General features: G+C 69.8%; 20 protein-coding genes. 12 read left to right on the forward strand and 8 right to left on the reverse strand.

The window, feature by feature from the left end:
• Positions 1–2 precede the first annotated feature (2 nt).
• Together AB0H36_RS00145 and AB0H36_RS00150 are read left to right on the forward strand one after the other, a co-directional pair.
• Complete coding sequence (locus tag AB0H36_RS00145; protein WP_360513816.1) at positions 3–746, forward strand: SDR family oxidoreductase; 744 nt, start codon at positions 3–5, stop codon at positions 744–746.
• A complete protein-coding gene (locus tag AB0H36_RS00150) occupies positions 746–1,693 on the forward strand; it encodes an LLM class F420-dependent oxidoreductase (RefSeq protein ID WP_360513819.1) in 948 nt (315 codons plus the stop codon). Before AB0H36_RS00145 ends, AB0H36_RS00150 begins: the two co-directional genes overlap by 1 nt.
• A gap of 428 nt (positions 1,694–2,121) precedes the next feature.
• Here the strand turns inward: AB0H36_RS00150 and AB0H36_RS00155 are convergent, their stop codons facing one another.
• From AB0H36_RS00155 to AB0H36_RS00170, 4 genes are read right to left on the reverse strand one after another with little or no spacing between them, the layout of a single operon-like run.
• Positions 2,122–2,721, reverse strand: a complete 600-nt coding sequence (locus tag AB0H36_RS00155) for a hypothetical protein (protein WP_360513822.1) — start codon at positions 2,719–2,721, stop codon at positions 2,122–2,124.
• A 20-nt stretch (positions 2,722–2,741) separates the two neighbouring features.
• Complete coding sequence (locus AB0H36_RS00160) at positions 2,742–3,149, reverse strand: MmcQ/YjbR family DNA-binding protein (protein ID WP_360513825.1); 408 nt, start codon at positions 3,147–3,149, stop codon at positions 2,742–2,744.
• Between the two features lie 9 nt (positions 3,150–3,158).
• Positions 3,159–5,021 (reverse strand): ATP-binding protein, encoded by a 1,863-nt coding sequence (locus tag AB0H36_RS00165; RefSeq protein ID WP_360513828.1) that lies wholly within the window; start codon positions 5,019–5,021, stop codon positions 3,159–3,161.
• On the reverse strand, positions 5,011–5,724 hold the full coding sequence (locus AB0H36_RS00170) for a response regulator transcription factor (RefSeq protein WP_360513831.1): 714 nt from the start codon (positions 5,722–5,724) through the stop codon (positions 5,011–5,013). Before AB0H36_RS00170 ends, AB0H36_RS00165 begins: the two co-directional genes overlap by 11 nt.
• Before the next feature lie 113 nt (positions 5,725–5,837).
• Between AB0H36_RS00170 and AB0H36_RS00175 the strand changes: the two genes are divergently transcribed.
• The 4 genes from AB0H36_RS00175 to AB0H36_RS00190 all read left to right on the forward strand — a co-directional run bounded on the left by AB0H36_RS00175 (position 5,838) and on the right by AB0H36_RS00190 (position 10,265).
• Positions 5,838–6,902, forward strand: coding sequence for a hypothetical protein (locus AB0H36_RS00175; protein WP_360513834.1), 1,065 nt, complete (start codon positions 5,838–5,840; stop codon positions 6,900–6,902).
• Positions 6,899–8,194, forward strand: coding sequence for a peptidoglycan-binding protein (locus AB0H36_RS00180; protein ID WP_360513837.1), 1,296 nt, complete (start codon positions 6,899–6,901; stop codon positions 8,192–8,194). The genes AB0H36_RS00175 and AB0H36_RS00180 overlap by 4 nt, the downstream gene beginning before the upstream one ends.
• Entirely contained in the window at positions 8,191–8,883 is a 693-nt protein-coding gene (locus AB0H36_RS00185; RefSeq protein ID WP_360513840.1) for an ABC transporter ATP-binding protein, read from the forward strand. The genes AB0H36_RS00180 and AB0H36_RS00185 overlap by 4 nt, the downstream gene beginning before the upstream one ends.
• Positions 8,884–9,074: 191 nt before the next feature.
• Positions 9,075–10,265, forward strand: coding sequence for an ABC transporter permease (locus AB0H36_RS00190; RefSeq protein WP_360513843.1), 1,191 nt, complete (start codon positions 9,075–9,077; stop codon positions 10,263–10,265).
• Here the strand turns inward: AB0H36_RS00190 and AB0H36_RS00195 are convergent.
• Positions 10,167–11,525 carry an MFS transporter gene (locus AB0H36_RS00195; protein WP_360513846.1) on the reverse strand — a complete coding sequence of 453 codons (1,359 nt, stop codon included), beginning with the start codon at positions 11,523–11,525 and terminating at the stop codon, positions 10,167–10,169. The two genes, AB0H36_RS00190 and AB0H36_RS00195, sit on opposite strands and share 99 nt — an antisense overlap.
• A gap of 167 nt (positions 11,526–11,692) precedes the next feature.
• Here AB0H36_RS00195 and AB0H36_RS00200 point away from each other — a divergent pair, with 167 nt between their 5' ends.
• Complete coding sequence (locus tag AB0H36_RS00200) at positions 11,693–12,109, forward strand: thioesterase family protein (protein WP_360513849.1); 417 nt, start codon at positions 11,693–11,695, stop codon at positions 12,107–12,109.
• Positions 12,106–13,215, forward strand: a complete 1,110-nt coding sequence (locus AB0H36_RS00205) for a zinc-dependent alcohol dehydrogenase family protein (RefSeq protein ID WP_360513852.1) — start codon at positions 12,106–12,108, stop codon at positions 13,213–13,215. Before AB0H36_RS00200 ends, AB0H36_RS00205 begins: the two co-directional genes overlap by 4 nt.
• Here the strand turns inward: AB0H36_RS00205 and AB0H36_RS00210 are convergent.
• A complete protein-coding gene (locus tag AB0H36_RS00210; protein WP_360513855.1) occupies positions 13,194–13,637 on the reverse strand; it encodes a YciI family protein in 444 nt (147 codons plus the stop codon). The genes AB0H36_RS00205 and AB0H36_RS00210 overlap by 22 nt on opposite strands.
• 199 nt (positions 13,638–13,836) lie before the next feature.
• Here AB0H36_RS00210 and AB0H36_RS00215 point away from each other — a divergent pair, with 199 nt between their 5' ends.
• On the forward strand, positions 13,837–15,267 hold the full coding sequence (locus AB0H36_RS00215; RefSeq protein ID WP_360513858.1) for a zinc-dependent metalloprotease family protein: 1,431 nt from the start codon (positions 13,837–13,839) through the stop codon (positions 15,265–15,267).
• An 84-nt stretch (positions 15,268–15,351) separates the two neighbouring features.
• Entirely contained in the window at positions 15,352–15,495 is a 144-nt protein-coding gene (locus tag AB0H36_RS00220; protein ID WP_360513860.1) for a hypothetical protein, read from the forward strand.
• A 49-nt stretch (positions 15,496–15,544) separates the two neighbouring features.
• Here AB0H36_RS00220 and AB0H36_RS00225 read toward each other — a convergent pair whose 3' ends face one another.
• A complete protein-coding gene (locus AB0H36_RS00225) occupies positions 15,545–16,729 on the reverse strand; it encodes a M20 family metallopeptidase (protein ID WP_360513863.1) in 1,185 nt (394 codons plus the stop codon).
• An 89-nt stretch (positions 16,730–16,818) separates the two neighbouring features.
• Between AB0H36_RS00225 and AB0H36_RS00230 the strand changes: the two genes are divergently transcribed.
• The gene (locus tag AB0H36_RS00230) at positions 16,819–17,991 is read left to right on the forward strand and encodes a M48 family metalloprotease (RefSeq protein WP_360513866.1); all 1,173 of its coding nucleotides are present in this window, start codon (positions 16,819–16,821) and stop codon (positions 17,989–17,991) included.
• Complete coding sequence (locus AB0H36_RS00235) at positions 17,988–23,885, forward strand: AAA domain-containing protein (protein ID WP_360513869.1); 5,898 nt, start codon at positions 17,988–17,990, stop codon at positions 23,883–23,885. The genes AB0H36_RS00230 and AB0H36_RS00235 overlap by 4 nt, the downstream gene beginning before the upstream one ends.
• A 51-nt stretch (positions 23,886–23,936) precedes the next feature.
• On the opposite strand, the gene AB0H36_RS00240 is transcribed toward AB0H36_RS00235, so the two are convergent.
• Positions 23,937–25,040: a hypothetical protein gene (locus AB0H36_RS00240; RefSeq protein ID WP_360513872.1), complete on the reverse strand. Its 1,104-nt coding sequence runs from the start codon at positions 25,038–25,040 to the stop codon at positions 23,937–23,939.
• Between the last annotated feature and the right edge of the window lie 219 nt (positions 25,041–25,259).

Here is a 25,259-nt window from a genome sequence, read left to right on the forward strand (position 1 = left end):
TGATGCGACGCAACATCCTGATCACCGGCGCGAGCTCCGGCCTGGGGGAGGAGATGGCCCGGCAGTTCGCGGCGAAGGGGCACAATCTGGTGCTGACCGCGCGGCGGGCGGAACGGCTGGAGGCATTGCGCGCCGAGCTGACTGAGCGGTACCCGGGGCTGACGGTGGTTGTCCACAGGCTCGACGTGAACGACCACAACCAGGTGTTCGAGGTGTTCCGCAAGGCCGACGCCGAGCTGACCCTCGACCGGGTCGTGGTGAACGCAGGCCTCGGCAAGGGCGCGCCGCTCGGGACCGGCCGGTTCGACGCGAACTTGCAGACCGCGATGACGAACTTCGTCGGCGCGCTGGCCCAGGCCGAGGCCGCGCTGGAGCTGTTTCGGGCCCGGAACGCCGGACACCTCGTCTTCATCTCGTCCATCTCCGCGCTGCGCGGGCTGCCGAAGACGGTGACGACGTACGCCGCGACCAAGGCCGGGCTGGCGTCGATGGCCGAAGGGCTGCGGCTGGAGTTGCTGAACAAGCCGATCAAGGTCAGCACGATCTTCCCCGGGTACATCCGGTCCGAGATGAACGACCGGGTCGCGAACACGCCGTTGATCGTCGACACCGTGCCCGGCGTCCGGGCTATCGTCGCCGCGATCGAGGCCGAGAAGGAGAAGGCGTACGTACCGCCGTGGCCGTGGATACCGCTGGCGCGGGTGATGAAGCACGCGCCGCTGCCGTTGCTGAAGAGGATGATCTGATGCGCTGGGGCCTGACCCTTCCGCTGACCGGGGTGCCGCTGCGCGACCACCGGGCGTTGATCGCCGAGCTGGCGTCGCTGGGTTACACGGATCTGTGGTCGGCCGAGGTGGCCGGCGCGGACGCGTTCACTCCGTTGGTGCTCGCGTCCGAGTGGGACGATCGCCTGCGGTTGGGGACGGCCGTCGTACCGGTGCACACGCGGGGGCCGGCTGCGCTGGCGATGAGTGCGGCGGCGCTGGCGGATCTCGCGCCGGGGCGGTTCGTGCTCGGGATCGGTGCGTCGTCGGAGACGATCGTGACCGGGTGGAACGGGATCGCGTACGACCCGCCGCTGGCCCGGACCCGGGACGTGCTGCGGTTCCTGCGGCAGGCGTTCGCCGGGGAGAAGGTCGACGGGGAGTTCGATAGCTTCACCATCAACCGGTTCCGGCTGGAGAAGGCGCCGGACGTGCCGCCGTCGATCATGCTCGCCGCGCTGCGGCCGCAGATGCTTCGGCTCGCCGCCCGCGAGGCCGACGGCGCGATCACGAACTGGCTCTCGGCGGACGACGTACGGCGGGTGCGCGCCGAGCTCGGTCCGGACAAGGAACTCGCGGCCCGGATCTTCGTCTGCGTCACCGAGGACGCGGAGATGGCGCGCAACATCGGCCGCTTCCTGATCGCGACCTACCTGACCGTCCCCGGGTACGCCGCCTTCCACGACTGGCTCGGCCGCGGCGCCGCGATGAAGGAGATGCGCGAAGCCTGGACCGCCGGCGACCGCAACGCCGCGATGGCCGCCGTACCCGTGGAAGTCCTCGACGACCTCATCGTCCACGGCTCAGCCGCAGAATGCCGCGCCCACATCAACCGCTACCTCGCCAACGGCCTCGACACCCCCATCATCGCCACCCTCCCCACCGGCACCAACCTCCTAAAAACCGCCCAAGCCCTTGCTCCCAACTAAAAGGACACCGCTTCGCGGCGGCTGTCCCATCGCCCGCCTCCGGCGGGCGCGCGAACTGCCTCCGGACCAGCTCGTGGTCGGCGCGATAGTACGAGAAACGCAGAAAGGACACCGCTTCGCGGTGGAGGACCTATCAGCGCCTTCGGCGGCGCGCGGACTGCGCCGCGGGGGAGATCGTGGTTTGCGCGAATAGACCGGGAGGGTGGCAGGCTGGGCGGATGGTAGTCGCTCCACAACGGCGCGGCCTGCGGCCCCCGAGACACCTCATGCCGGGCATGTTGGCCGAGGGGCACACGGCCCGACCTCGTGGTTGCGCACTCCCGACGCACCGCCTCGTTGAGTTGTGGGTCTTGGTTGGGTTTGGGGGTCGAGGTGAGCCGGGATCTACAAGTCGGCGGTTGGAGGGGGTCGAGGGGCGCGCGGGGTGGTTAGCGGGGGGTGAGGGTGAAGGCTCGGATGCAGAGGGGTTCGGTGCTTAGGTTGTGGATCACGAGGACGCCGGAGACTGTGGCGCGTTCGGTGGTGCCGGAGAGGGGGTAGACGAAGGTTGGTTGCTGGCCGATGACTGTGCCGAGGGTGAGGTTGGTCGGGGGAGCTAGTTGGGTCTGCATGAGGGTGGGGATGAGGCGTTTGGAGCCCTCGCAGGCTAGGGCTGCTGCGGCGGTGGGGTTGTTGGCGTTGAGTTGAGCAACGAAGCGGCGGGCCAGGTCGCCGACGGTCGCAGCCGGCCTGGTGGTCGGCGGTTTGCTGGCGGGCGGCTTGGGAGTGGGTGGCTTTGTAGGGGCGGGGTTCGGCCGCTGTGGGGTCGGCGAGGTGATCGGAGCCGCGGCCGACGGGCCGGGGTCGGGGTTGGAGGAGCGCCAGTCGGCGACCAAGCGGTAGGTGAGGACACCGCCGACGCCCAGCACCGCGATCAGTAGCACCAGCAGCAGGGTGATGATCAGCACGGCCCGGTTCTTGCGTGGTGGCTGGCCGTACGGCGGTGCCGCCATTCCGCCGGGGCCGAAGTGGGGCGGTTGGTAGCTCACAGCGCCAGTGTGCGGCTTGGTCAGCTCAGGCGGTGTTCTTCGAGCCAGGTTTTGGCGCGGCGTGGCGAGGCTCGGCAGAGCCAAGCGTCCTGGATGACTTCGGTGAGCTCTTGTTTGGTGAGCTTGCCCAGCTGGCTGGCGCGGACCAGGACCGACGGGTGACCGTTGAAGTGCGGCGTGGTGAAGAACGGGTTGGAGCCGTCGGAGACCAGGGCGAGCTTCTCCTCCTCGGACTCGACCCAGATCACGATCACGTCGTCGTACCGCTCACCGGTGTCCGGGTCGAACGCGTCCGGGCGGGGGTTGCGGAAGAACACGAACGACTTCCCGCCGACCTGGTACACCGGGCGCTTGGTCTTCTCCTTCTGCCAGACCGTCACGTGCGGCATCCCGAGCGCCACCTCGTGCACGTCAGCGACCTTCGCCATGGTCCAGAGTCAACCAGCCGGGATGCGGATCGTGAAGGTTGAGCCGGAGCCGACGCGGCTGGTTACGGTGATGCGGCCGTCGTGTGCTTCGGCCAGGTGCTTGGTGATGGCCAGGCCGAGTCCGCTGCCACCCGTCGTACGGCTGCGGGACTGTTCTGCGCGGTAGAAGCGATCGAAGAGGTGTGGGAGGTGTTCGTCGGCGATGCCGGTCCCGCTGTCGGTGACGGTGAGGTGGTAGCCGTCGTCCACCCGCCGTACGCCGACGACGACATGACCGCCGGACGGGGTGAAGCGGATCGCGTTCGAGACCAGGTTGCCCAGTGCCTGGCGGATCCGGGCGCTGTCGACGGACGCCGGCGCCGATCCCGGTACGTCGGCCGTCAGCGAGATGCCGGCCGACTCCGCAGCAGGCCGGTGCGCCGACACCACTTGCTGCGCCAACTCGGTCAGGTCGCGCGGGGCCTTGTGCAACCGCAGCATCCCGGCGTCGGCGAGCGCCAGGTCCTGCAGGTCGGCCACCAGGTGCTCGAGCAGCCCGGTCTCCTCGAGCAGCGACGTGACCAACTCACTGTCCAGCGGTACGACGCCATCCTCCGACGCGACCAGATACCCCTTGATGTTGGCCAGCGGAGTCCGCAGCTCATGCGCGACATCGCTCACCATCGCCTTGCGCTGGAAGTCGTGCCGCTGGATCGACTCGGCCATCGCGTTGAACGCGTGCCCGAGCCGGGCCACCTCGTCCTTGCCGGTCACCGGTACGCGGGCTGCGTGGTCGCCGTTCCGCATCCGCTGCGCTGCCCCGGTCAGCGCCACGATCGGCCGAACCAGCCGGCGCCCGGCGAAGAGCATCACCAGCGCCGCGATCAGCAGCACCCCGAGCGCGGTCGCGGCTGTCCGCAGCAGCCCCTCGCCGGAGAACACGTTGAACGTGCTCTTCGCACCCAGGTAGAGCTTGGCCGACGGAGCGACGTACGGCGCCAGCGCCTGAGAGCGCGCCTCGGTCGTGCACGTGGCGAACTGATCCGAGAAGGCAGTCTTGTCCTTCGGCTCGACCGCCCGGAGGCCGTCGAACTCGGTGACCGAGTAGTCCAGCCCGGCCGCGTCGAGGCAATCGGTGGCGCGCCGCACCTCGTCGTCGTTGACCAGCTTGGCCTTCGCGCTCGGAGCGTTCACGCCCGGTGGGAGGCACTTGTCGTCGGGCGCGCCCGGCTTGGTGACCTGCATCAGGTTCGTGCCGTTGACCGTCTGGCCGGACTCGACCATCACGACCGGCATGTTGGCGCCGCCGGCGCTGGACACGGTGGCGTACCGACCCTGCGCCGCGTAGCACTCGGTGGCCTGCTGGGCCAGGCGAGTGCGCTCGGCAAGCTCCTCGTCGGTCAGTCCCCAGCCGGGATAGGCCGGGTACAGCCCGGGCAGCGCGGCGGCGCTCACCATCGTGTCGGCCTTGCCCGCCGCGGTCTTGCGCGCGCTGTAGACGCTCACGGCTCCGGCGAGCTTGGCGTTGCCCTGGGTGCGTACGTCGACGGTTGCTGCCGGCACCGACGGGAGCTCCGGACCCGCACCGAGCATCCGGGCCGAGTCCGCGATCACAGTGCCGTCCGGCTTCGTCAGCGCGATCCGGCGGCCGAGCTCGTCGGACAGCTCGTGCACCAGCTTGTCCACGCCGGACCAGGTCGGGTGGTCGGAGGCGTACCGCGACAGCCGTTCGTAGATCTGGCCGTCCACCTGCAGTTGGCCGTTGTTCGCGTCGATCTCACCCTGCAACTGCTCCGACGTGCTGTACGTCGCGATCACGGCGGTCGCGATCACCGCGCCGAGCGCCACCGCGAGGGACAGCCCGAGAAACCGGACGAGCACGCTACGACGCATCGGGGACCACCCCTGTGGTTGCGTCGGCCAGCTTGTAGCCCACGCCGTACACCGTCTTCAGGTACGCCGGCGGGCCCGGAGACGGCTCGATCTTCTTCCGGAGGTTCATCACGTGGACGTCGATGGTCCGGTCGAAGACGTAGTGGTCGAAGCCGAACGCGTGCTCGAGCAGCTGCTGCCGGGAGAAGGCCCGCCCCGGTGAGGCCGCGAGGCAGGCCAGGATCTTGAACTCGGCCGGGGTCAGCTCGACCAGGCGGTCGGCCAGCCGGACCTCGTGCCGGATCGGGTCGATCTCCAGCTCGCCGACCCGGTACACCTCACCCTCGGCCCGGCTCCGGGTCCGCCGCAGTACGGTCCGGACCCGGGCGACCAGCTCGCGCGGGTTGTACGGCTTGGTCAGGTAGTCGTCCGCGCCCAGGTCGAGGCCGAGCAGCAGGTCGTCCTCGGTGGAACGGGCGGTCAGCATGATGATCGGCACCCCGTCAGCGCCGTCGGCCCGGAGCACCCGGCAGACGTCCAGGCCGTCCACCTTCGGCATCATCACGTCGAGCACGAGCAGGTCGGGGCTGCGCCGGCGGGCCTCGTCGATCGCGGCCCGCCCGTCGTGCACGACGACGGTGAGATGCCCCTCCCGCTCGAGGTACCGCCGGATCAGCTCCGCCTGCTTCAGGTCGTCTTCGGCGACGAGAATCCGCGCTGGCATGTTCCTCAATGTGACCGACGTTCATAAGAAACCTATGAAGATCGGCTGAGAGCATCGGGTGCAAACGGCTCCTTCACAGGTTCTTCATGCCCCCGCAGGCACGCTCCACAGCCATGAGAACCTCACGAAAAGCACTCGCGGTCGTCGCCGTGCTGGCGCTGGCCGGCTGTGGAAACTCCACTGACCCGGGCGCGGCGACCGGTGATCAGAAAACTGACAAGAGCCCGCTCGCGGAGTACATGGGTGAGGGTTTCGTCAGCTCGGGCAGCGGCGGGATGCGGATGGCGGTCCGGGCCGGCGGCGGCGCCGGGTCGAGCGAGGAGGAGCTCGCCAAGCAGCGCAAGGTCGAGGACGCGACCGCGGCCTGCATGAAGGCGGCCGGGTTCGAGTACGTCCCGGTGCCGCCGGAGTCGCAGCCGAAGGGCAAGTTCAACGACGCGTTCAACCTGCCGCCGGACAAGTTCGCCGAGCAGTACGGCTACGGCATCAGCACCATCGACTGGTCCAAGGCCGGGGCCGACGACGACAGCAACCCGAACACGAAGATCCGCAACGCGCTCTCGGAGAAGGCCAAAAAGGCGTACGACACCGCGCTGAACGGCCCGAACTCGACCGGCAACGGCAGCGTCGTGATCGCGCCGAAGGAGGGCGAGGGACCGAAGAACAGCAGCCAGCTGAACCTGGGCTGCCGCGGCAAGGCCGCCGAGGAGGTCTACGGCAAGGGCCAGGACCGGGAGGCCGAGTTCAAGAAGTACGAGAGCCTGTTCAAAGACCTCCAGGCGCTCGCGAAGCGGATCGAGGACGACCAGCGGGTGGTCGACGCCACCACCGCCTGGGCCGACTGCCTCGCCGAGTCCGGCCAGGCCGGCTACAAGAAGATCGACGAGCCGCGGACGAAGGTCAGCCAGAAGCTCGACGAGCTGTCCGGCAACAACCCGGCCGGCAACAACAACCCCGGCAAGACCGTGATCGGCGCGCCGTCGCTGGACAAGGTGGACGCGGCCAAGCTGGCCGAGCTGCGCAAGTTCGAGATCGACCTCGCGGTGGCCGACCAGAAGTGCCGGGCCAAGGTGTACGACGAGCCGTACAAGACGGTGCAGTACGAGAAGGAGAAGGAGTTCGTCGAGCAGCACAAGGCCGAGCTCGAGGCGTACCGCGACGGAATGGCGAACCGGTGACCGCTTCGCCCAGGTCCCGCCGGCGGGTGCTGGTCGGGGTGTCCGCGGTGGCGGCGGTCTCGCTCGGAGTGGGCGTGGCCGCCGGCAGCCGGATCACCTCGCCGGAGGACGCGGCCGCCAAGACCGCCGCGCCGAAGGCGTCCCAGATCACCGTGCCGGTGGAGAAGAAGGCGCTCTCCAGCAAGGTCGTCGGCCGCGGCGACGCCTCGTTCGACGGCGCCGTGAACATCCGGGTCGAGACGAGCGGTCTGACCACGCCGGCGATCGTGACCGGCAAGGTGCCGGCGGTCGGCTCGACCCTCACCGAGGGCAAGGCGCTGCTGGAGATCACCGGCCGCCCGGTGATCGGCCTGGCCGGCGTGCTCCCGATGTACCGGACCCTGTCGCCGGGCAGCAAGGGACCGGACGTGCTCCAGCTCGAGCAGACGCTGGACCGGCTCGGCCTCGACCCTGGCGACGTCGACGACGAGTACGACACCGACACCTCGGCAGCCGTCGAGCGGCTCTACGAGGACGCCGGGTACGACGCCCCCGAGCCGGAGCAGCAGTTGAGCCAGGCCGTCGACGCGGCGGAGAAGAACGTCGACGCGATGAAGAACGCGCTCCGGCAGGCGAAGGCCGCACTGAAGCAGGCTCAGCAGGCCAAGGCCAAGGACACCTCGGTGCAGCAGGGCGCGGTCGACGACGCCGAGGAGAACCTGGCCGACGCGCAGGAGGCGCTGAACGAGGCCGAGTTCAAGGCCGGCACACCGCTGCCGGTGTCCGAGATCGTCTACGTGAAGACGCTGCCGCGCCGGGTCGACGACGTGAAGGTCGAGCGCGGCGGCACGGTCAACGGCGTGGTCATGTCGGCCAGCGGCGCCGCCCTGGTGGTCACGGTCAAGGTCGACGCGCAGACCGCGGAACGCCTGAAGGCCGGGATGGCCGCGACCCTCGACCTCGGCGAGGGTACGGCGGTCGCCGGCAAGGTCCGCCGGGTCACGAAGAACGGCGACCAGTACGACGTCGTGGTCGCCCCGAACACGCTGACCGCGAAGCAACTCGCGCTGTTCCGCGACGCGAACGTCCGGGTCACGGTCCCGGTCAAGAGCACGGCCGGCAAGGTCCTCGCCGTACCGGTGGCTGCGCTGTCGTCCGGTCCGGACGGTGGGTCGCGGGTCGAGGTGCTGCGGGACGGCAAGGTCGAGCTGATCCCGGTCACGGTCGGGCTGTCCGCCGACGGGTATGCACAGGTCACGCCGGGCGGCGACTCCAAGCTGGCCGAGGGCGACCAGGTGGTGGTCGGACGATGAGCGCGACTGCGGTTGCCTTGCCGGCGCCGGTCGTCGAGATGATCGGCGTACGGCGGTTCTTCCCCGGACCGCCCGAGGTCCGGGCGATCCGTGAGGTCGACCTGACGATCGGGCAAGGGGAGTACCTGTCGATCGTCGGTCCGTCCGGGTCGGGGAAGTCGACGCTGCTGCACCTGCTCGGACTGCTCGACAACCCGACCGGTGGGGTCTACCGCCTGGACGGGGTGGACACGATGAGCCTGCGAGAGCGGCGTCGCGCCGTACTGCGGGGTGAGCGGATCGGGTTCGTATTCCAGTCGTTCCACCTGCTCGACCACCGGACCGTGCTGGAGAACGTAGCGCTGTCGATGGTGTACGTCGGGGTGCCCCGGCGCGAGCGGATGGCGCGGGCGCGGGTGGCGCTCGAGCGGGTCGGGCTCGCGCACCGGATGGACTTCGCCCCCACCACGCTGTCCGGCGGCGAGCGGCAGCGGGTCGCGATCGCGCGGGCGCTGGTCGCGGAGCCGAGCCTGCTGCTTGCGGACGAGCCGACCGGCAACCTGGACAGCGCCAATGCGGAGGCGATCCTCGAAGTGTTCGACGAGTTGCACCACGAGGGGATGACGCTGGCCGTCATCACCCACGACACCCACGTCAGCAGCCGGGCCCAGCGCCAGGTCCGCATCGTCGACGGAACCCTCCAGTGGTAACCCAAGCAGGCCCCCCGGATCCCGCCGGCGGGCCGTCCACTTCACCAGGTGTCCCCCCTGGCGCTCCACCCCGCCGCCGGCTGCGTCCGCGGCTCGCGCTCGCCTTGCTCGTTCGCCGTGCCGCGAGCCCGCGCAGCAGGCGGCGCGCCGGGCCGGGCCGGATGCCTGGCCTCCGCCGCCCCGCCCCCGCAGTGCGGGATCTCCTGGACGAGGCGCTGGCTGGTGTGGCTGCCCGGCCGACCCGGCTGATCCTCACGACGCTCGGCACGGTGCTTGGCATCGCAGCCCTCGTCGGCACGGTCGGCTTGGGGCAAACGGCTTCGGGGCAGATCACCCAGCGGTTCGATCTGGCGGCGGCTACGCGGGTTGTCGTGCAGCCTGAGGAGAAGGGCGGGCAGGAAGGCGAGGCGGCGACCCAGCTTCCGTGGGACGCCCCCGACCGGGTCCAGCGGCTGAACGGCGTCGACGCCGCCGGCACCGTGAGCACGCTGGACGTCGGCGACGACCTGGTCCGCAGCGTCGCGGGTCTCGACGGCCAGAAGGACGGGCACGCGCTGAAGGTGATGGCGGGCTCGGCCGGGCTGTTCGACGCGGTGCGCGCGGTGCTGCGGACCGGCCGGTTCTTCGACGCCGGGCACGACCAGCGCGGTGACAAGGTGGTTGTCCTCGGCAAGAACGCGGCCGAGCGGCTCGGCATCAACCGGGTCGACTCCCAGCCGGCGGTGTTCATCGGCGACGAGCCCTACACGGTGGTCGGCATCCTCGACTCGGTCAGCGGCCGGGCCGAGCTCAACGACGCCGTGATCATGCCGAACGGCGCCGCCCGGACGGCGTACGACCTCGAGTCACCGGACGCGCTCGAGATCCGGACCGAGGTCGGCGCCGCTCAGCTGATCGCCGGCCAGGCCCCGGTCGCGATCCAGCCGAACGACCCGAGCACCCTCAACGTCGACGCTCCGCCGAAGCAGGGCGCCGTACGCAAGGGAGTCGAGTCCGACCTGAACGCGCTGTTCCTGCTGCTCGGCGCGGTCGCGCTCCTGGTCGGCGGCCTCGGCATCGCGAACGTCACGCTGCTGTCCGTCCTCGAACGCATCTCCGAGATCGGCCTGCGCCGAGCGTTGGGCGCGGCCCGAAGACACGTCGCGATCCAGTTCCTCGTGGAGAGCGTGATCGTCGGCTTCCTCGGCGGGTTGCTCGGTACGGCGGTCGGCGTACTGCTCACTGTGGGAGTGTCGTGGGCGCGGGACTGGACCCCGATCCTGGACAACCGGCTGGCGTTCGGGTCACCCCTGCTGGGTGCGTTCATCGGCCTGGTCGCCGGCACCTACCCCGCGTGGAAGGCCTCCGCCATCCAGCCCATCACCGCGCTCCGCGGCACCTGAGTCGTCCCGGCTGAGCCGCGCGTACAGGAAGGCGGTCACAAGGAACCCGACCACGATGAAGGCGAGCACGGCGTACGACTTCCCGTCGTCGGGCAGGATCAGCGCGCCGAGCGCGGCCGCGGAGACCTGCCCGACGTTGAAGATCATGTCGTAGAGCGAGAACACCCGGCCGCGGTAGACGTCGTCGACACCCGTCTGGACGAGGGTGTCGACGCTGATCTTCACGCCCTGCGCGCAGAACCCGGTGAGGAAGCCGGCCGAGATCAGCGCGGGCTGGGTGTAGAGCCCGCCCGGTATCGCGGTCACTACTGCTGCGGCTACGAACAGCAGCGTGATCCACTGCCGCAGCGTCATCACCCGGGTCGCCCAGGGCGTGACCAGCGCGGCGAGGAACAGCCCGGCGCCGACCGCGGCGGTCGCGACGGCGAGGGCGCCGAACGCCTCGTCGAGCCGGTCGGCGCCGTAGAAGTAGTTCCGGTACAGCAGGATCATCGCAACCGTGGTGAGGCCGAAGAAGAACCGCAGCGAGCCGATCGCGGCCAGGCCGAGTGCGGCCTGCTTGCGTTCCTTCAGGTGCCGGGCGCCGTCGACGAGACCCTTGGCGATCGTCCGGATCGCCTCGGCCACGCCGGGCTCGTCACCGTTCAGGTCCGGGCCGAGCTGGTTGCGCTGCAGCCGGAGGGCGAGCAGGGCGGCCGCGGTGTAGATCAGCACGGTGAGCCCGAGGACGGCGAGATCGGAGTCGACCACGAGCTTCACGCCGGCCCCGACCCCGCCGCCGATGAGGAAGGACGCCGTACCGGAGGTCGGGGTGACCGCGTTCGCCATCACCAGCTCGTCCCGGTCGACCACGTGCGGCAGGCCGGCGGACAGCCCGGACAGCAGGAATCGGTTGACCCCGAGCGTCAGCAGTACGGCGACGTAGAACGGGACCCCCGCGTTGCCGATCGCGACGAGCGCGCCGACGCCGATCACGAGCGCGGCCCGGGTCAGGTTCGCCCCGAACAGGATCTGCCGCCGCGACCAGCGGTCCAGCAGCACGCCGGTGAACGGGCCGAGGATCGAGTACGGCAGCAGCGCCACCGCGAACAGCCCAGCGATCGCGGCCGCGTCCGGCGCCCGCTCCGGCGAGAACAGCACGTACGACGCGAGCGCGACCTGGAACACGCCGTCGCCGAACTGCGACGTCAACCGGACCGCGAACAACCGCCGGAAATCCCCGCGCTTCAGCAGCGTCGCCAGATCCCGGATGAACCGCACGCCCGCAGCCTAGGTCAGGCGTCCGACGGGCGGTGCAACCGGTCGGCGGCGGTGTCGCCGCGTGCGGTCGCCGTCGTTCGCCGCCGCCCGTCGACCACGCCCATGCGCCACCCCTTGTCAGATACTCGGCAGGACGAATCTCATGGCCATCACCTTATGGTGGGGCGATGGACCGGAGCTCCTTTCCGCACTTCCTGGGGATCACGTTGCGGTGGAAGGACAACGACGTCTACGGGCACGTGAACAACGTGGAGTACTACAGCTTCTTCGACACCGTGATCAACGACTTCCTGATCCGGGTCGGCGGGCTCGACATCCACGGCGGCGCGGTGATCGGGCTGTGCGTCGACTCGCAGTGCACGTTCAAGGAGTCGCTGGAGTTCCCGGGCACGGTCGACGCCGGACTGCGGGTCGGCCGGCTGGGCACCTCGAGCGTCCGCTACGACATCGGCCTGTTCCGCGCTGGCTCGGACCAGCCCGCTGCGACCGGCCGGTTCGTGCACGTGTTCGTCGGCCGGGAGGACCGCCGCCCGGTTCCGGTCCCGGACACCATCCGCCAGGCACTCGAAGGGATCACCGGATGATCGTGCGCGGCGCCGTACTGCGGGAGATGGGCCTGCCCAGCCCGTACGCCGATTCACGCCCGCTGCAGGTGGAAGAGGTCGAGCTGGCGCCGCCTGGACCGGGGGAGCTGCTGGTCCGGATCCGCGCGGCTGGGCTGTGTCACTCGGACCTGTCGGTGATCGACGGCTCGCGGCCTCGGGTGATGCCGATGCTGCTCGGCCACGAGGCCACCGGCGAGGTCGTGGTCTCGGAGGCGTCCGGGTTCGCGGCCGGTGACACGGTGGCGTTCGCCTTCGTGCCGGCGTGCGGCGAGTGCGCGCCCTGCGCGGAGGGCCGGGCCGCGCTGTGCGAGCCGGGCGCCGCTGCCAACACGGCGGGCACCCTGCTGAACGGCGTGCGACGCCTGGACGGGGTGCACCACCACCTCGGAGTGTCTGGGTTCGCCGACCACGCGGTGGTGTCGGCGCGGTCGGCGGTGCGGATCGACCCGTCGCTGCCGCCGGAAATCGCGGCGCTGTTCGGCTGTGCGGTGATGACCGGCGTCGGCGCGGTGGTGAACACCGCCCAGGTCCGGGCCGGCCGGAGCGCAGTCGTCTTCGGTCTCGGCGGGGTCGGGTTGTCGGCGCTGCTCGGCGCGGTCCTGGTCGGTGCGCATCCGGTTGTCGCGGTGGACGTCGTACCCGAGAAGCTGGAGCTGGCCAGGTCGCTCGGCGCCACTCACACGGTCGATGCCCGCGACAACGACGCGGTGGACCAGGTGCGGGAGGCAACGTCCGGGGGAGCCGACTACGCCTTCGAGACGGTCGGGAGCGCGAAGGTGCTCGAGCAGGCGTATTTCGCCACCCGCCGCGGCGGCACGACCGTCACAGTCGGCTTGCCGCACCCGTCGCAGTCCTTCAGCGTCCCGGCGGTCAGCCTGGTCGCCGAGGAGCGCACGGTGAAGGGCTCGTACCTGGGCTCGTCCGTCCCCAGCCGCGACATCCCGCGCTACATCGCGCTCTACCAGGCCGGACGGCTCCCGATCGACCGGCTGCTCACCTCGACCGTGGAGCTCGACGGCCTGAACGAGGCGTTCGACCGGTTGGCGGCCGGTACGTCGATCCGTCAGGTGCTGCTGCTCCGGTAGTTCTCCGCGACCTTGACCCCGGTCGCCGCCTCCCGGGCCCGTGCCTCAGGCGTGAACTCGGCGCCGAAGTCGGCCTCGGTGGCGACCTGCCGGATCTCCAGCCCGCCGGAGTTGCCGTCGTCGGCGGCCAGGCAGCGCCAGCCCCATTCGAGTGCTTCCTCGCGGGAGGCGACCTCGATCAGGCAGAACCCGGCGATCAGTTCCTTGGTCTCCGCGAACGGCCCGTCGACGACCCGCTGCTTGCCGCCGCTGAGCTGCATCCGGACGCCCCGCGAACTGGGCAGCAGGCCCTCGCCGGCGAGCAGGACCCCCTTCTCGGCCATCTCGGCCATCACCAGACCCATCTCGGTCAGGCTCTTCTCGCTGGGGTTCTCCCAAGCCTCGGACCCCTCACTGGCCCGGAACATCATCATGAACCGCATCGGAATCTCCCCTCGTCCCTTCGGGCTCATCATGGCGCAGCGACGGGTCGGCGGTCTGCTCGGCAGACGAAGGTTAATTCCGCGGAGAGCTATAGCCACCCGGACAGCCATCGGGCAGGCTACGCACAGTGCGGAGCCGCCCACCGCACGTGAGGCATGTCACAAGTGAGGCGTAGGAGTCCCTGAGGAGGACCCCCTAATGCACACCCGTTTCCGCCGCACCGGCGCCCTGGTCGGCGCCGGAGCCGTCGTCTTCGGCGCGCTGGCCGTAGTCGCCGGCAACCAGGCCGACGCCCAAGAGCCAGTCCCCACCCCGATCGACCAGCTTCTAGGTCAGGAGCTGCAGGGCAAGGCCGCGCTCGGCAAGGTCCAGTCCCGGCTCGCCGAGCTGTCCGAGCGCAACGGCATCCCGGCTCCGAAGCTGCAGCAGATCCTGGCGACCGACAAGACCGCCTGGCTGGACCAGGAGGGCACGCTGTTCTACCGCGAGCCCGTCGCCGGCACCCAGAAGGCGTCGGCAGCGTCCCCGCGCTGGGCCACCAAGGCGGTCGCCGCCGCGACCGGTCCGGCGTTCGAGCTGCACAGCAAGCCGGGCTCGAACCGCGTCATCTACCTGGACTTCACCGGCCACACCATCACCGGTACGGCGTGGAACACCAACGGCAAGCCTTCCACCGTCAACGTCACGCCGTACGACACGAACGGCAGCACGAGCACGTGGAGCACGGCCGAGCAGGACGTCGTACGCGATGTCTGGGCCCGCGTCGCCGAGGACTACGCGCCGTTCGACGTGGACGTCACCACGCAGGAGCCGGCCGCGTCGGCGATCACCCGGTCCGGCGGCTCCGACCAGCAGTACGGCACCCGGGTCCTGATCGACCCGACCACGTGGTACCAGTCCGGCTGTGGTTGCGGCGGTGTCGCCTACGTGGGTGTGTACGACAACAGCAGCAACCACTCGTACTACCAGCCCGCTCTGGTCTTCACCAAGGGCGTCGGCACCGGCGCGAAGAACATCGCCGAGGCGGCGTCGCACGAGGCTGGCCACAACATCGGCCTCAGCCACGACGGTACGTCGTCTGTCGGCTACTACCAGGGTCACGGCGCCTGGGCCCCGATCATGGGTGTCGGCTACTCCAAGGCGATCAGCCAGTGGAGCAAAGGCGAGTACTCCGGTGCCAACAACAAGGAAGACGACTTCGCGGTGGCCGCCCAGAACGGCCTGGCGCTGCGGGCCGACGACCACGGCAACGGCATGAGTGATGCTACCGCTCTGACTCTCGGCACCAGCGTGAGCGGTGTGTACGCCAACGACTCGGACGTCGACACGTTCCGGATCGACCTGTCCGCCGGCACCTTCACCTTCGCGGCGAACGCGGCCGCCTCCGGCGCCGATCTGGACATCAAGCTGCAACTGCTGAACTCCGCCGGCACCGTCCTGGCCACCGCCGACCCGGCTGCGGGCCAGACCAACGCGTCGACCCCGACCGGCCTGAGCGCGAGCCTCAGCCGGCAGGTCACCGCCGGGCGGTACTACCTCCGGATCGAGAACACCGGCTACGGCAACCCGCTGAACACCGGCTACTCGACGTACGGCAGCCGCGGCGGCTACACGGTCCGCGTCAGCTGACACACCTGAACTGCCCGGGGCCGTCGTTCCCACCGAGATCGACGGCCCCGGGTCCTGGTGGGGGAAGCCTGTGAGGAGATTCCGTTGCACAGCACCTCCGGCCGCACCGGTGCACTCGCCGTCGCCGGCGCCGAGGTTGCCGCCAGCAACGGACCGCCACGGCCGGTGCACCGGCTACTCCACCTACGGCAGCCGTGGGCCTACAGCCTCACGGTCGCGCCGTCCTGATCCCTGCGGCTGGCCGGCCTCTGGCGGGTCGGCCAGCCATCAGGTTCTTCTAAGCCGGGATGAGGTGCGTGGTCGCCAAGTGGGCGAGTGCGGCAGCTTGGTCGGCCAGTACTGCGTCGTCGAAGCGCACCACGCTGGAGTGGTTCGACGGACCGTCCTCGCCGACGTCGTCCGGGCGAGCGCCGAGCATCACGAACGTCCCGGGCACCTCATTGAGCACCATGGAGAAGTCCTCGGACCCCATCAGCGGGTTGTCGAACGCCGGCACCCGGTCGGCGCCGAACAACTGAGTCAGTTGCTCGACGGTGTGCGCCGTACTCGCGGCATCGTTGATCGTCACCGGGTACTGCAGGGCGAAGTCGGCCTCGACCGTGCAGCCGTGCGCCGCGGCGATGCCCTGAGCCAACGCCGGCAGATCGCGTGACAACTGGTCGAACGTCTCGTGCGACAGCGTTCGCACGGTGGCGCCGAGCCGGGCCGTGTTCGGGATGACGTTGACCGCGACCCCGGCCGCGAGCTGGGTCACTGTGATCACCACCGGGTCGAACACGTTCACCTTGCGCGTCGCGTACGTCTGCAACGCCAGCACGAGCTCGGCCACCACCGGCACCGGATCCACTGTCGTGTACGGCGACGAGCCGTGCCCACCCTTGCCGTGCACGGTGATGTGCAACTGGTTCGAGCCGGCCATCATCGTCCCCGGCCGCGTCTGGAACAGGCCCTTCGCAGCCTGCGACCAGACGTGGACCGCGTACGCCGCGATCGGCTTGTCTCCGGTCGCCTGCAGCAGGCCCTCCCTGAGCATGTAGCCCGCACCACCCAGGCCCTCCTCGCCCGGCTGGAACATGAAGAGCACGTTGCCCTCCAGCTCCTCGCGACGCGCACTGAGCAGACGCGCCGCACCGACCAGGCCGGCCGTGTGCAGGTCGTGGCCGCACGCGTGCATGCTTCCGTTGGTGGACGCGTACTCGAGGTCCGTCTCCTCGACCACGGGCAGCGCGTCCATGTCGCCGCGCAGCAACACCGTGGGCCCTGGACGGCCACCGCGCAGTACGCCGACCACCGACGTCAGCTCGCTGCCGGTGCTGATCTCCAGCGGCAGCCCGGCCAGCGCGTCGAGCACCATCGCCTGCGTCTTGGGCAGATCGAGTCCGACCTCCGGGATCCGGTGCAACTCCCGCCGCAGCTCGACCAGTCCCGGTCCGATGGCGGCGGCTTCCTCGACCAGGTTCATCGATCAACTCCTTCGAACGGGCGACGTCCCGTCACCGTACCCGCCGCCGTCGGGCGGCTTTCGTCGGTGGGCGTGGCTACTGTGGCGGAATGCTGTCGCCTTTGGGCTACCACCGGGCCGTGCTGGCGTACGTACGCCGCGTGGACGAGCGTGCCTGGGCAGCCCTCCGAGGCGGGCCGGTCGGCCGGCTGGACGACGTACTGCTGCGGAACGCCTATCGGCTTGAAGAGTCGGTGCACCCGGAGGTCCACCAGGCAGGCCGTAGGGCGGCGGAAGCGTTGGGCGTGGACACGGAGCTCTCGTTCTTCCAGGTGGATGGGGCCGCGCCCAACGCCCACTACGTCCACCAAGCGGGTGCGGCGGTTGTCGTCTTCGAGGGGTCGTTGCTGGAGAAGCTGGATCACGACGACCTGACCGCTGTGATGGGCCACGAGCTGGCGCATCGGGTGCTGTGGCACGCCGACGACGGCGACTACCTCGCGGTGGATCGGCTGCTGGACGCGGCCGCCGGTGACGCGCGCACACCACAGCAGTACCTGGAGACCCATCGGCGGTGGAGCCTGGCGACCGAGCTGTTCGCCGACCGCGGCGCGCTCACGGCCTGCGGCGACCTCAGCGTGACGATCCGTGCGCTCCTCAAACTCCAGACCGGCCTCAGCACCGCTGACCCGGAGGCGTATCTGCGGCAGGCGGACGAGCTCGATCTCAGCACCGGGAGCCGTGGCACCTCGCATCCCGAGGGCGTCGCGCGGGCGTGGGCGCTGAAGAACTGGCTCGCCGGTGACGACATGGAGTCGCTGATCACCGGTCCGCTCGACATCGACGCGCCGGACCTCCTCGACGCGGTCCTGCTGCGCGACCTGAGCCGGGAGTTCGCGGCGTCGATCGCACACACGTCGGGTCTACGGACGGACGCGGTCGCCACCTTCGCCGCCGGCTTCTCGGATCCGCCCGGGCCGCTCGGCGTCCCGGCATCCACGACGCCTCGGTTCGACGAGCCGCTGGCGGTCCGGCCGATCGACGGCGCACCGCTGCCGCGACCACGACCGCTTGTCGATGCCACCAAGCGGTACCTCTGCTACCTGCTGCTGGACCTCGCGACCGCCGACCCGGACACCGGCGACGACGGGTTGGTCGCCTCGATGGTGATCGCCCGGCGCGCGGGACTGACGGCGTACGACGATTTGGCCGACGACGAGCTCGGCTGGAGCGACAAGCGCCGGGCGAAGCTGGCCAAGGCCGCGGACGAGGTGGTCGGATGAGCGCTGAGGACCTGGTCGCTCTCGCGGTCTCGCGAGGCGGGCTCGGCAACGACGCGCTGCTGGCCGCGGTGCTGCCGCTGTTCCATGCGACGGCCGCTGTGCACGAGCGCGGGCTGGTCGCGCCGCTGCGCGGACTCGACCGGATCACAGTCGACGAGCAGAGCAGGCTCGGCTTCGACCCGTCCTTGGCCGGCCGCCCATTGCTCAATGAGTCGGCCTTGGCGTCCCGGGAAGGTCCGCGGGCACCTGCGGTCGAGGTGGTCGCGCACCGGCAGTCCGATGTCGACCTCGGTGAGAGCGGCGGCCGGCCGCAGACCACGGTGGTCGAGCCGGTCCCGGCCGCGATCACCGCGCCGGTGCACGTAGCCGGCTGGCAGAGCTGGGAGCACGTGCTCGGCCACCACGACCAGCTCACCGACATCTTCAGCCTCGGCCAGTTGCTGATCGGGCTCGGTTGCGGTCTCGACCTGTCCCGAACTCACGACGTGGCCCGGCTGATCGATGCGCGGGGCAACCTCCATGCCCTCGACCCGGCCCTGCACCCGGTGATCGTCTCGGTCGCCGCCCGGATGGCGGAGCCGGATCGCCATCGCCGCGCGCAGGACCTTCACTCCCTGATCGAGCAGCTGGAGAACTACCGGGATCAGCCGCTCGACTTCGACGTAGCAGCGATCACGCAGGGCGTGGCAGACCGCCGTACCGCGGTGCTTCGGGCTTTGCGGGACCGGCTGTTCGACCTGTCCCGGCGCAATCGGCTGATCAACTTCCGCCCGACCGCGCAGACGCTGAACCTCACCGAGGTGTCGGTCCCGCTGATGCTCGATGTGCGCACGATCCGCCCCGACCAGCTGTTCACCTGGCGCGACGACCTCGGCGCATCCCTGCTCGGCAAGCCCCAGCCGCTCGGGCGCTGGATCCGGTACGACGAAGCGCCGTACGCCGCCCTGTCGCTCGACAAGTTGATCGCGACCGCGCGGCGGGATCGCGCCGAGTACGGCCAGGACCAGCTGCGTCTGGTGCCGGCCTTCCTACGCTGGCACGACCTGAAGAACGATCCGCAGACCCGGCTCGCCTCACCGCTAGTGCTGGCGAAGGTCGAACTGGTGAAGAAGCGCGGCGTCCGGGACTCGTACACGCTGCGCATCACCGATCCGGTCGCCGAGGTCAACCCGACATTGCGGCACCACCTGCACCAGCTGTACGGGATCAACCTGCCGGAGTACGTCGACCTCGCCGAGCCGGGCGCCCTGGCGACACTGCACGCGCAACTCGCGCAGGAGATCCGGTCGACCGAGCCGGGGCTGCAGCTGCACCTGCGGGAGAAGCCGCGGATCGATCTGGTCCGGCAGCGCGCCATGCTCAAGCTGCGGAACTACCGCCGCCGGCAGCATGGCAACGCGGCGCATGAGTTCGGCGGGCGGCAGTACGCGTACTCGTACCGGCGGACCGACTACCAGCCGCTCGGCGTGCAGATCTTCCGCGCCCAGCTCGCCGCCCCGGAGCTCCCGCTCGGCGTCACCCTCGGCGGCGAGCCACGTCGACCTGCTGCGATCGAGACCGACACGTACACGCTGGACACTGACGGCGGCCCGTACTCGTGGGATGTGGACCTGTGCGCGGTGGCCCTGGCGAACTTCAACTACCGGACGCTCGGCCTCGTCCGGGACTACGACGAACTGCTCGCCACCGGGACGTCGTGCCCTTCCTTCGACCAGCTGTTCTCCGACCGCCCGCGCCCGATCAGCAGCCCACCCCCTGAGCTCCCGGTTGCTGAGCGCCAGCTCGTCGTCCCCGCCGACGGCTCCCAGGTCGCCGCGATCGCGCGAGCCCAGCGCGGCGAGAGCTTCGTCATCCAGGGCCCGCCCGGCACCGGCAAGTCCCAAACGATCACCAACATGATCGCCGACTTCGTCGCCCGCGGTCAGCGAGTCCTGTTCGTCTGCCAGAAGCGTGCCGCCCTGGACGTAGTCCACGCCCGCCTCGCCAGCCGCGGTCTGGACGACCTCTGCACCCTCATCCACGACTCCCAGTCCGACAAGAAGGCCTTCATCCACAGCCTCCGCGACACCTACGAGTCCTGGCTGACGTCCACCGACGACCTAACTCCCCTCACCACCCGCCGCACCGAACTAACCACCCGCATCAACCACCTCCTAACCACAGTCACCACCCACGAACAAACCCTCACAACAGGCCACCCCCCACTCCGAACCCTCCTAACCACCCTCCTCCACCACCGCCCCCACCCCCACCCCCACCTCTCACCCGCCCCGTCAAGCGCGCCGGCCGTGTTCCTCCAGGTCGATGGTGAACGGCACCTGATCCCATCGCCGGCTGACTGGTGGCCCGCACGGGCGATCGTCCGCAAGCTCGCCCGAGACCTGGCCTCCGCCGACCCCGCCTCAGCCGGTGTACTCGCCCGCACCCCCCTCGCCTTCATCACCCCCACCCGCTGGTCCGACCCCGCCATCCCCGACCAAGCCCGCGCCCTACAACCCACCTGGACAGCCACAGCCACCGCCCTAACCTCCCCCGCCCTCCCCGAAACCCCCACCACCCGCAAACCCACGCGCCCCTCCCCGCCCACGCCCGAGCCGCCCCCCGCCTCCTCCGGCACCGATGGACCTCCGACGACCTCGTCACCGGACCCCATCGCCAGCTCGGCCAGCGGCGGCACCCCCGATCCCACCCCGTCCCGGTCCGGCAGTTCCGACCGCACCCCGACGCAGTCCGGCACTCCCGACCCCGGCCCGGCCCAGTCCGGCAGCAACGAGCAGGACCGTGGCCGGGCGGGCGGTCAACGGGGCGAGTGGACGGTGAAGCAAGTCAGGGCCCTCGCCGAACTCGGCCGCGTGATCAGCCCGCTCGCCGACCGCAACCTCGTCGACGCCATCGACCCCCGCTCAGCCACCGCACAGCGCCTGAACGCGTCAGCCGCCGACCGCGAACACCTCATCGCGACGGAACGCTCAGCCTGGGCAGAAGCATCCGGCTGGAACGAACCACTGACCCCCACCGACGCCCGCTCCGCCCTGAAGCTTGCCCAAAGCAAAGAAGGAACCCTCTTCTCCTTCCTCAACGGCGACTGGCGACGACTGAAGTCCCTGATCAACACCCGCTTCGACACCGCAACCCGAGCCGTCCGCCCAACAATCGTCGAACTACTCACCGACCTCATCGCCGCCCACGACGCAACCGCCGCCGTCCAGCAACACACCGAGCAAACCCAACGCGAGTGGGGCACCGACGACCCCCGCCAACTGCTCACCCGCCTCACCGCAACCCGCAACAATCCCCACCTCGACGACTGGCGATTCGCTCTGCAACCCGGCGCTCCCGCCGCCCTCCTTCGCGTCGCCGACACCCTCGACCTGGCCGAGGCATCCACGTCCGCCCTGCTGGCACCGCAGTACGAGGACCTCACCATCCCCGCCGTACGCGACCTGATCGAGAAACTCGCCTCCGCCGAGCCAATCCTGCGATTCGTAGGCCCAGCCCTGCAGGACCTCGCGACTACCCCGGAGTCCGTGCAGACCGCCGTGCGACAGGTCGATGCCTCTCCAGACCAACTCGAGTACGCCGTCTGCGCCGCCGAGTGGGACCGCATCCGCTCCGCCGCCCCACTGCAACTCTCCTCAGCACAAGTCAACGCGATCGTCGGCGAACTGAGCCTCCTCTACGACGAGCTCACCACCCTCAACGCTGACATCGTCGTCGCCCAGGTACGGCGTCGCTTCCTGACCGAACTCGCCCACTCCGAACTCAGCGTCAGCGGTATGTCGCCCGAAGACCGCGCACGCAAGAAGACGTTCGCCACCGGCCGCCGCGAACTGGAGCACGAGTTCGGGAAGGTCATGCGCTACCGCTCCATCCGGGACCTCGCCTCCGGCGCCCCCGGGACCGTCGTCTCGCTCCTCCGCCCTGTCTGGCTGATGAGCCCTTCCTCGGTGTCCGACACCCTGCCCCTCACCACGTCCTTCGACGTGGTCATCTACGACGAAGCGAGCCAAATCCCCGTAGAAGAAGCCATCCCCGCCCTGCACCGAGCCCCCCAGCTGATCGTCGTAGGCGACCAGATGCAACTCCCCCCAACCCAATACTTCCAACCCCGCACCACCCCCCACCCCCTTCCCACCCCAGCCCACACCCGCCCAAGCCCCACCCCTCTGACGCCCACCCCCGACACCACCACCCCCGCCCTTGAAGCCCCCGGCACCACGCTCAACCGACAAGATCCCGCAGTTGACGGTGGGGATGAGTTTGAGGATGACGGGGTTGCTGAGCAGGTGGGGATTGCGTTGACTGAGGACAGTTTCTTGTCGATCAGTGCGTTGCGGCTGGCGTCGACGATGTTGACCTGGCACTACCGGAGTCGCTCGGAGGCACTGATCTCCTTCAGCAACTCGGCGTTCTACCAGGGGCGTCTGGCGACTGTTCCGGACCGGCTTCCCGCGCATACGGCACCACCGTGGACGCTCCGGTCGGATGCACCCGCGGTGGCTGAGGTGTGCGACAGCCTGCTCGCCGGCAGCATCACCGCTGTGCGGCTCGTCGACGGTGTCTACGTACGGCGTACCAACCCTGCCGAGGCGCAATGGATCGCCGGGCTGGTGCGCGAGTTGCTCAGCCGCCGGACTGGGAAGAGCATCGGCATCGTCGCGTTCTCCGAGGCTCAACAGGGTGAGATCGAACGGGCGCTGGACGAACTGGCGGAGGCGGACCCGGTATTCGCCGCGCTGTACGAGGCCGAGCAGGCCCGTACGCTCGGCGAGCAAGACATCAGCCTGTTCGTGAAGAACCTGGAGAACGTCCAGGGCGACGAACGCGACATCGTCCTGATGAGCGTCTGCTACGCCGCCGGCCCGGACGGTCGGATGCTGATGAACTTCGGCCCGATCAACACCTCCGGTGGCGAGAAGCGTCTCAACGTCATCTTCAGTCGTGCGCGCGAACACATGGTCGTTGTCAGCAGCATCGAGCCCGACGCCATCACGAACACCTACAACGACGGCGCCAACACCCTGCGCCGCTTCCTCACGTACGCCACCGCCATCTCCCAAGGCAACTCCACCGGTGCCAAGGCCATCCTCGGCACCTACCCGCACGCCCGCGCCAGCTCCCCGGGCAAATCCAGCACCGTTGCCACAAGCACCAGCGTCGGCAGCGGCCAGGCCAGCGAGCAAACTACGGCTGTTACTGCGCCCGATGCCGTCGCGCCGGGTGCCGCGGAGAGCGGCGCGGTCGACGGTGTTGGCGGTGTGGCGGGTGCGGCCGACGAGCGGGGTGCTGCGTCGGGCGCTGCTTCCGGTGCGGGAATCCGCGCCGGTGCCGATGCAGGAACCCGTGCAGGTGGGTCTGCAGTGTCGGGCGACGGCTGGCGTGGTGTGGGTGCAGGTGCGTCGTATGCCGGTTCGGGGGCCGGTGCGTCAGGTGCCGATGCGGCGACGGGTGCGTCGGATGCTGGTGCGGGGGCGCGTGCGTCGGGAGTCGGTATGGCGGCCGGTGCGTCGGGTGCCGATGCGGGGGCGGGTGCGTCGGATGCTGCTGCGGGGGTGGGCGTCGGAAGTCGGGGTGGCGGGGGTGTGGTTGGGCAGTTGGGGGCGGCGTTGGAGGGGCGGGGGGTTGTGGTGGAGACGGGGGTGGGGGAGTCGGTGTTTCGGTGTGATTTGGCGTTGAAGCTGCCTGGTGTTGTTGGGTATCGGCTTGCTGTTCTTGTTGATACTCCGGAACGCGTTGAGGCCGACTCGTTGCTTGAGCGGCTGACCACGCATCCGAGAGCTCTGACTGCTACTGGTTGGCGAGTTCACCACGTGCTCACCACCGATTGGATTCGATCGCCGGATCTCGTCGTGGATCAGTTGGTTGACGCGCTCCACCGCCCGACCGACACCTAGTACGCGTGGGTGGAGGTTGGTGGACTCTCGCTGTGCAGGTGGCGCGGACGGTTAGCGGGACAGGGCTTGGGAGGTTGGGGTTGGGCGGGGTGGTGGAGAGGCTGAGGTGGGGGTGGTGGTTCGGGTGAGTGTTGGGGGAGGCAGGCCGGCGAGGGCTGTGTAGAAGGCGTGCTGGGTCGATATGCCGCCTGGGATCAGGCGCGAAGGGACGGCTGAAGGGTTCCCGGCTGCGGCTGCGGATGCCGGTGTGGGAGTTGGTGCGGGGGCTGTGGAGGACGTGGGGATGGGGGTTGGGGCGGGGAGGGCGCAGGCGGTGGGGTGGGGGTGGTGGGCGGACTCGGCGGAGGTGAGTTCGGACTGGAGGTGGGTCAGGAGGAGGGCGGTGGTGGAGCGGGAGCGGGCGCCGGCGTGGCCGGGTGGGTGGAGCTCGTAGGTGTCCAGGTGGGACAGGCCTTCGCGGAGGAGGTGTTCGAGGCGGTTGCGGGTGGTGGTGGCTTGGGTGTGGGTGTCCAGGTCGGGTAGGCGGGTTGAGTTGTAGAGGAGGCCGACGAGGAGGGGGAACTGGCCTTCGGCGGTTTGGCGGTTGAGGGTGTTGAGGACCTCGCCTTGGGCGAGCCCGGCTCGAGTTTCCAGGTCGGTGGTGAGGATGCGGATGGCTGGGACGAAGGCCGGGTAGTAGCCGGTGGACTCGACGTCGTGGATGCCGGGGGCAACTTCGTCGACTCCTAGGCGGATCAGGAACTCGTCCAGGTGGTCCTGGGCCCAGGCTTCGGCGATGCCTTCCTCGAGTTGGCGGGAGCCGGGCTGGATGAAGGCGCCCCGTGCCGCCTCCTGGCTTGCGCCGGCCGGGCCGAGGAAGTGGGCGTGTTCGTGGAGGAGGGTGGCCAGGGCCTCGCGATAGCTGATGAGGTCGGTCGCCGGTTGGGTTTGGCCGGCACGCTCGTACATCTGGCGTAATGGGTCGAGGATGCCGTCGCCGAGGTACAGGGTGCCGTCCCAGTGGGCGAGGCCGAGTACGCCGTCGGTGGTCCGGACGATCTCGCCGTTCCAGGCGGACTGGTCGGCGCCGGAGATCGCGACCGCCGCCGGTGCGCTGCGGGCGAGCAGGTCGTCGGGCGAGGTGGCCGCGTGCGAGGCGACCAGGGTGGCGGTCACGGCTTGTGGGCCGTGGCGAGGCGGATCAGGGAGTCCGCGGATCTCTGGAGGTTCGCTCGCTCATGCGGGTTGTCGGTGGCCGCCGCGAGCCGCCGCAGTTCTGTGACCAGCCAGTCTGCTCTGGCCCGTCGCTCCGCCGGTGTCGAGCGGGGCGAGCTGGTTGGTGGGGTGGGGTGTGAATGCTCCATGGTTCCTCCCGAGGGGTGATCTCGGCGGGGA

Source organism: Kribbella sp. NPDC050820, from assembly GCF_040653975.1.
Classification (GTDB): Bacteria; Actinomycetota; Actinomycetes; order Propionibacteriales; family Kribbellaceae; genus Kribbella.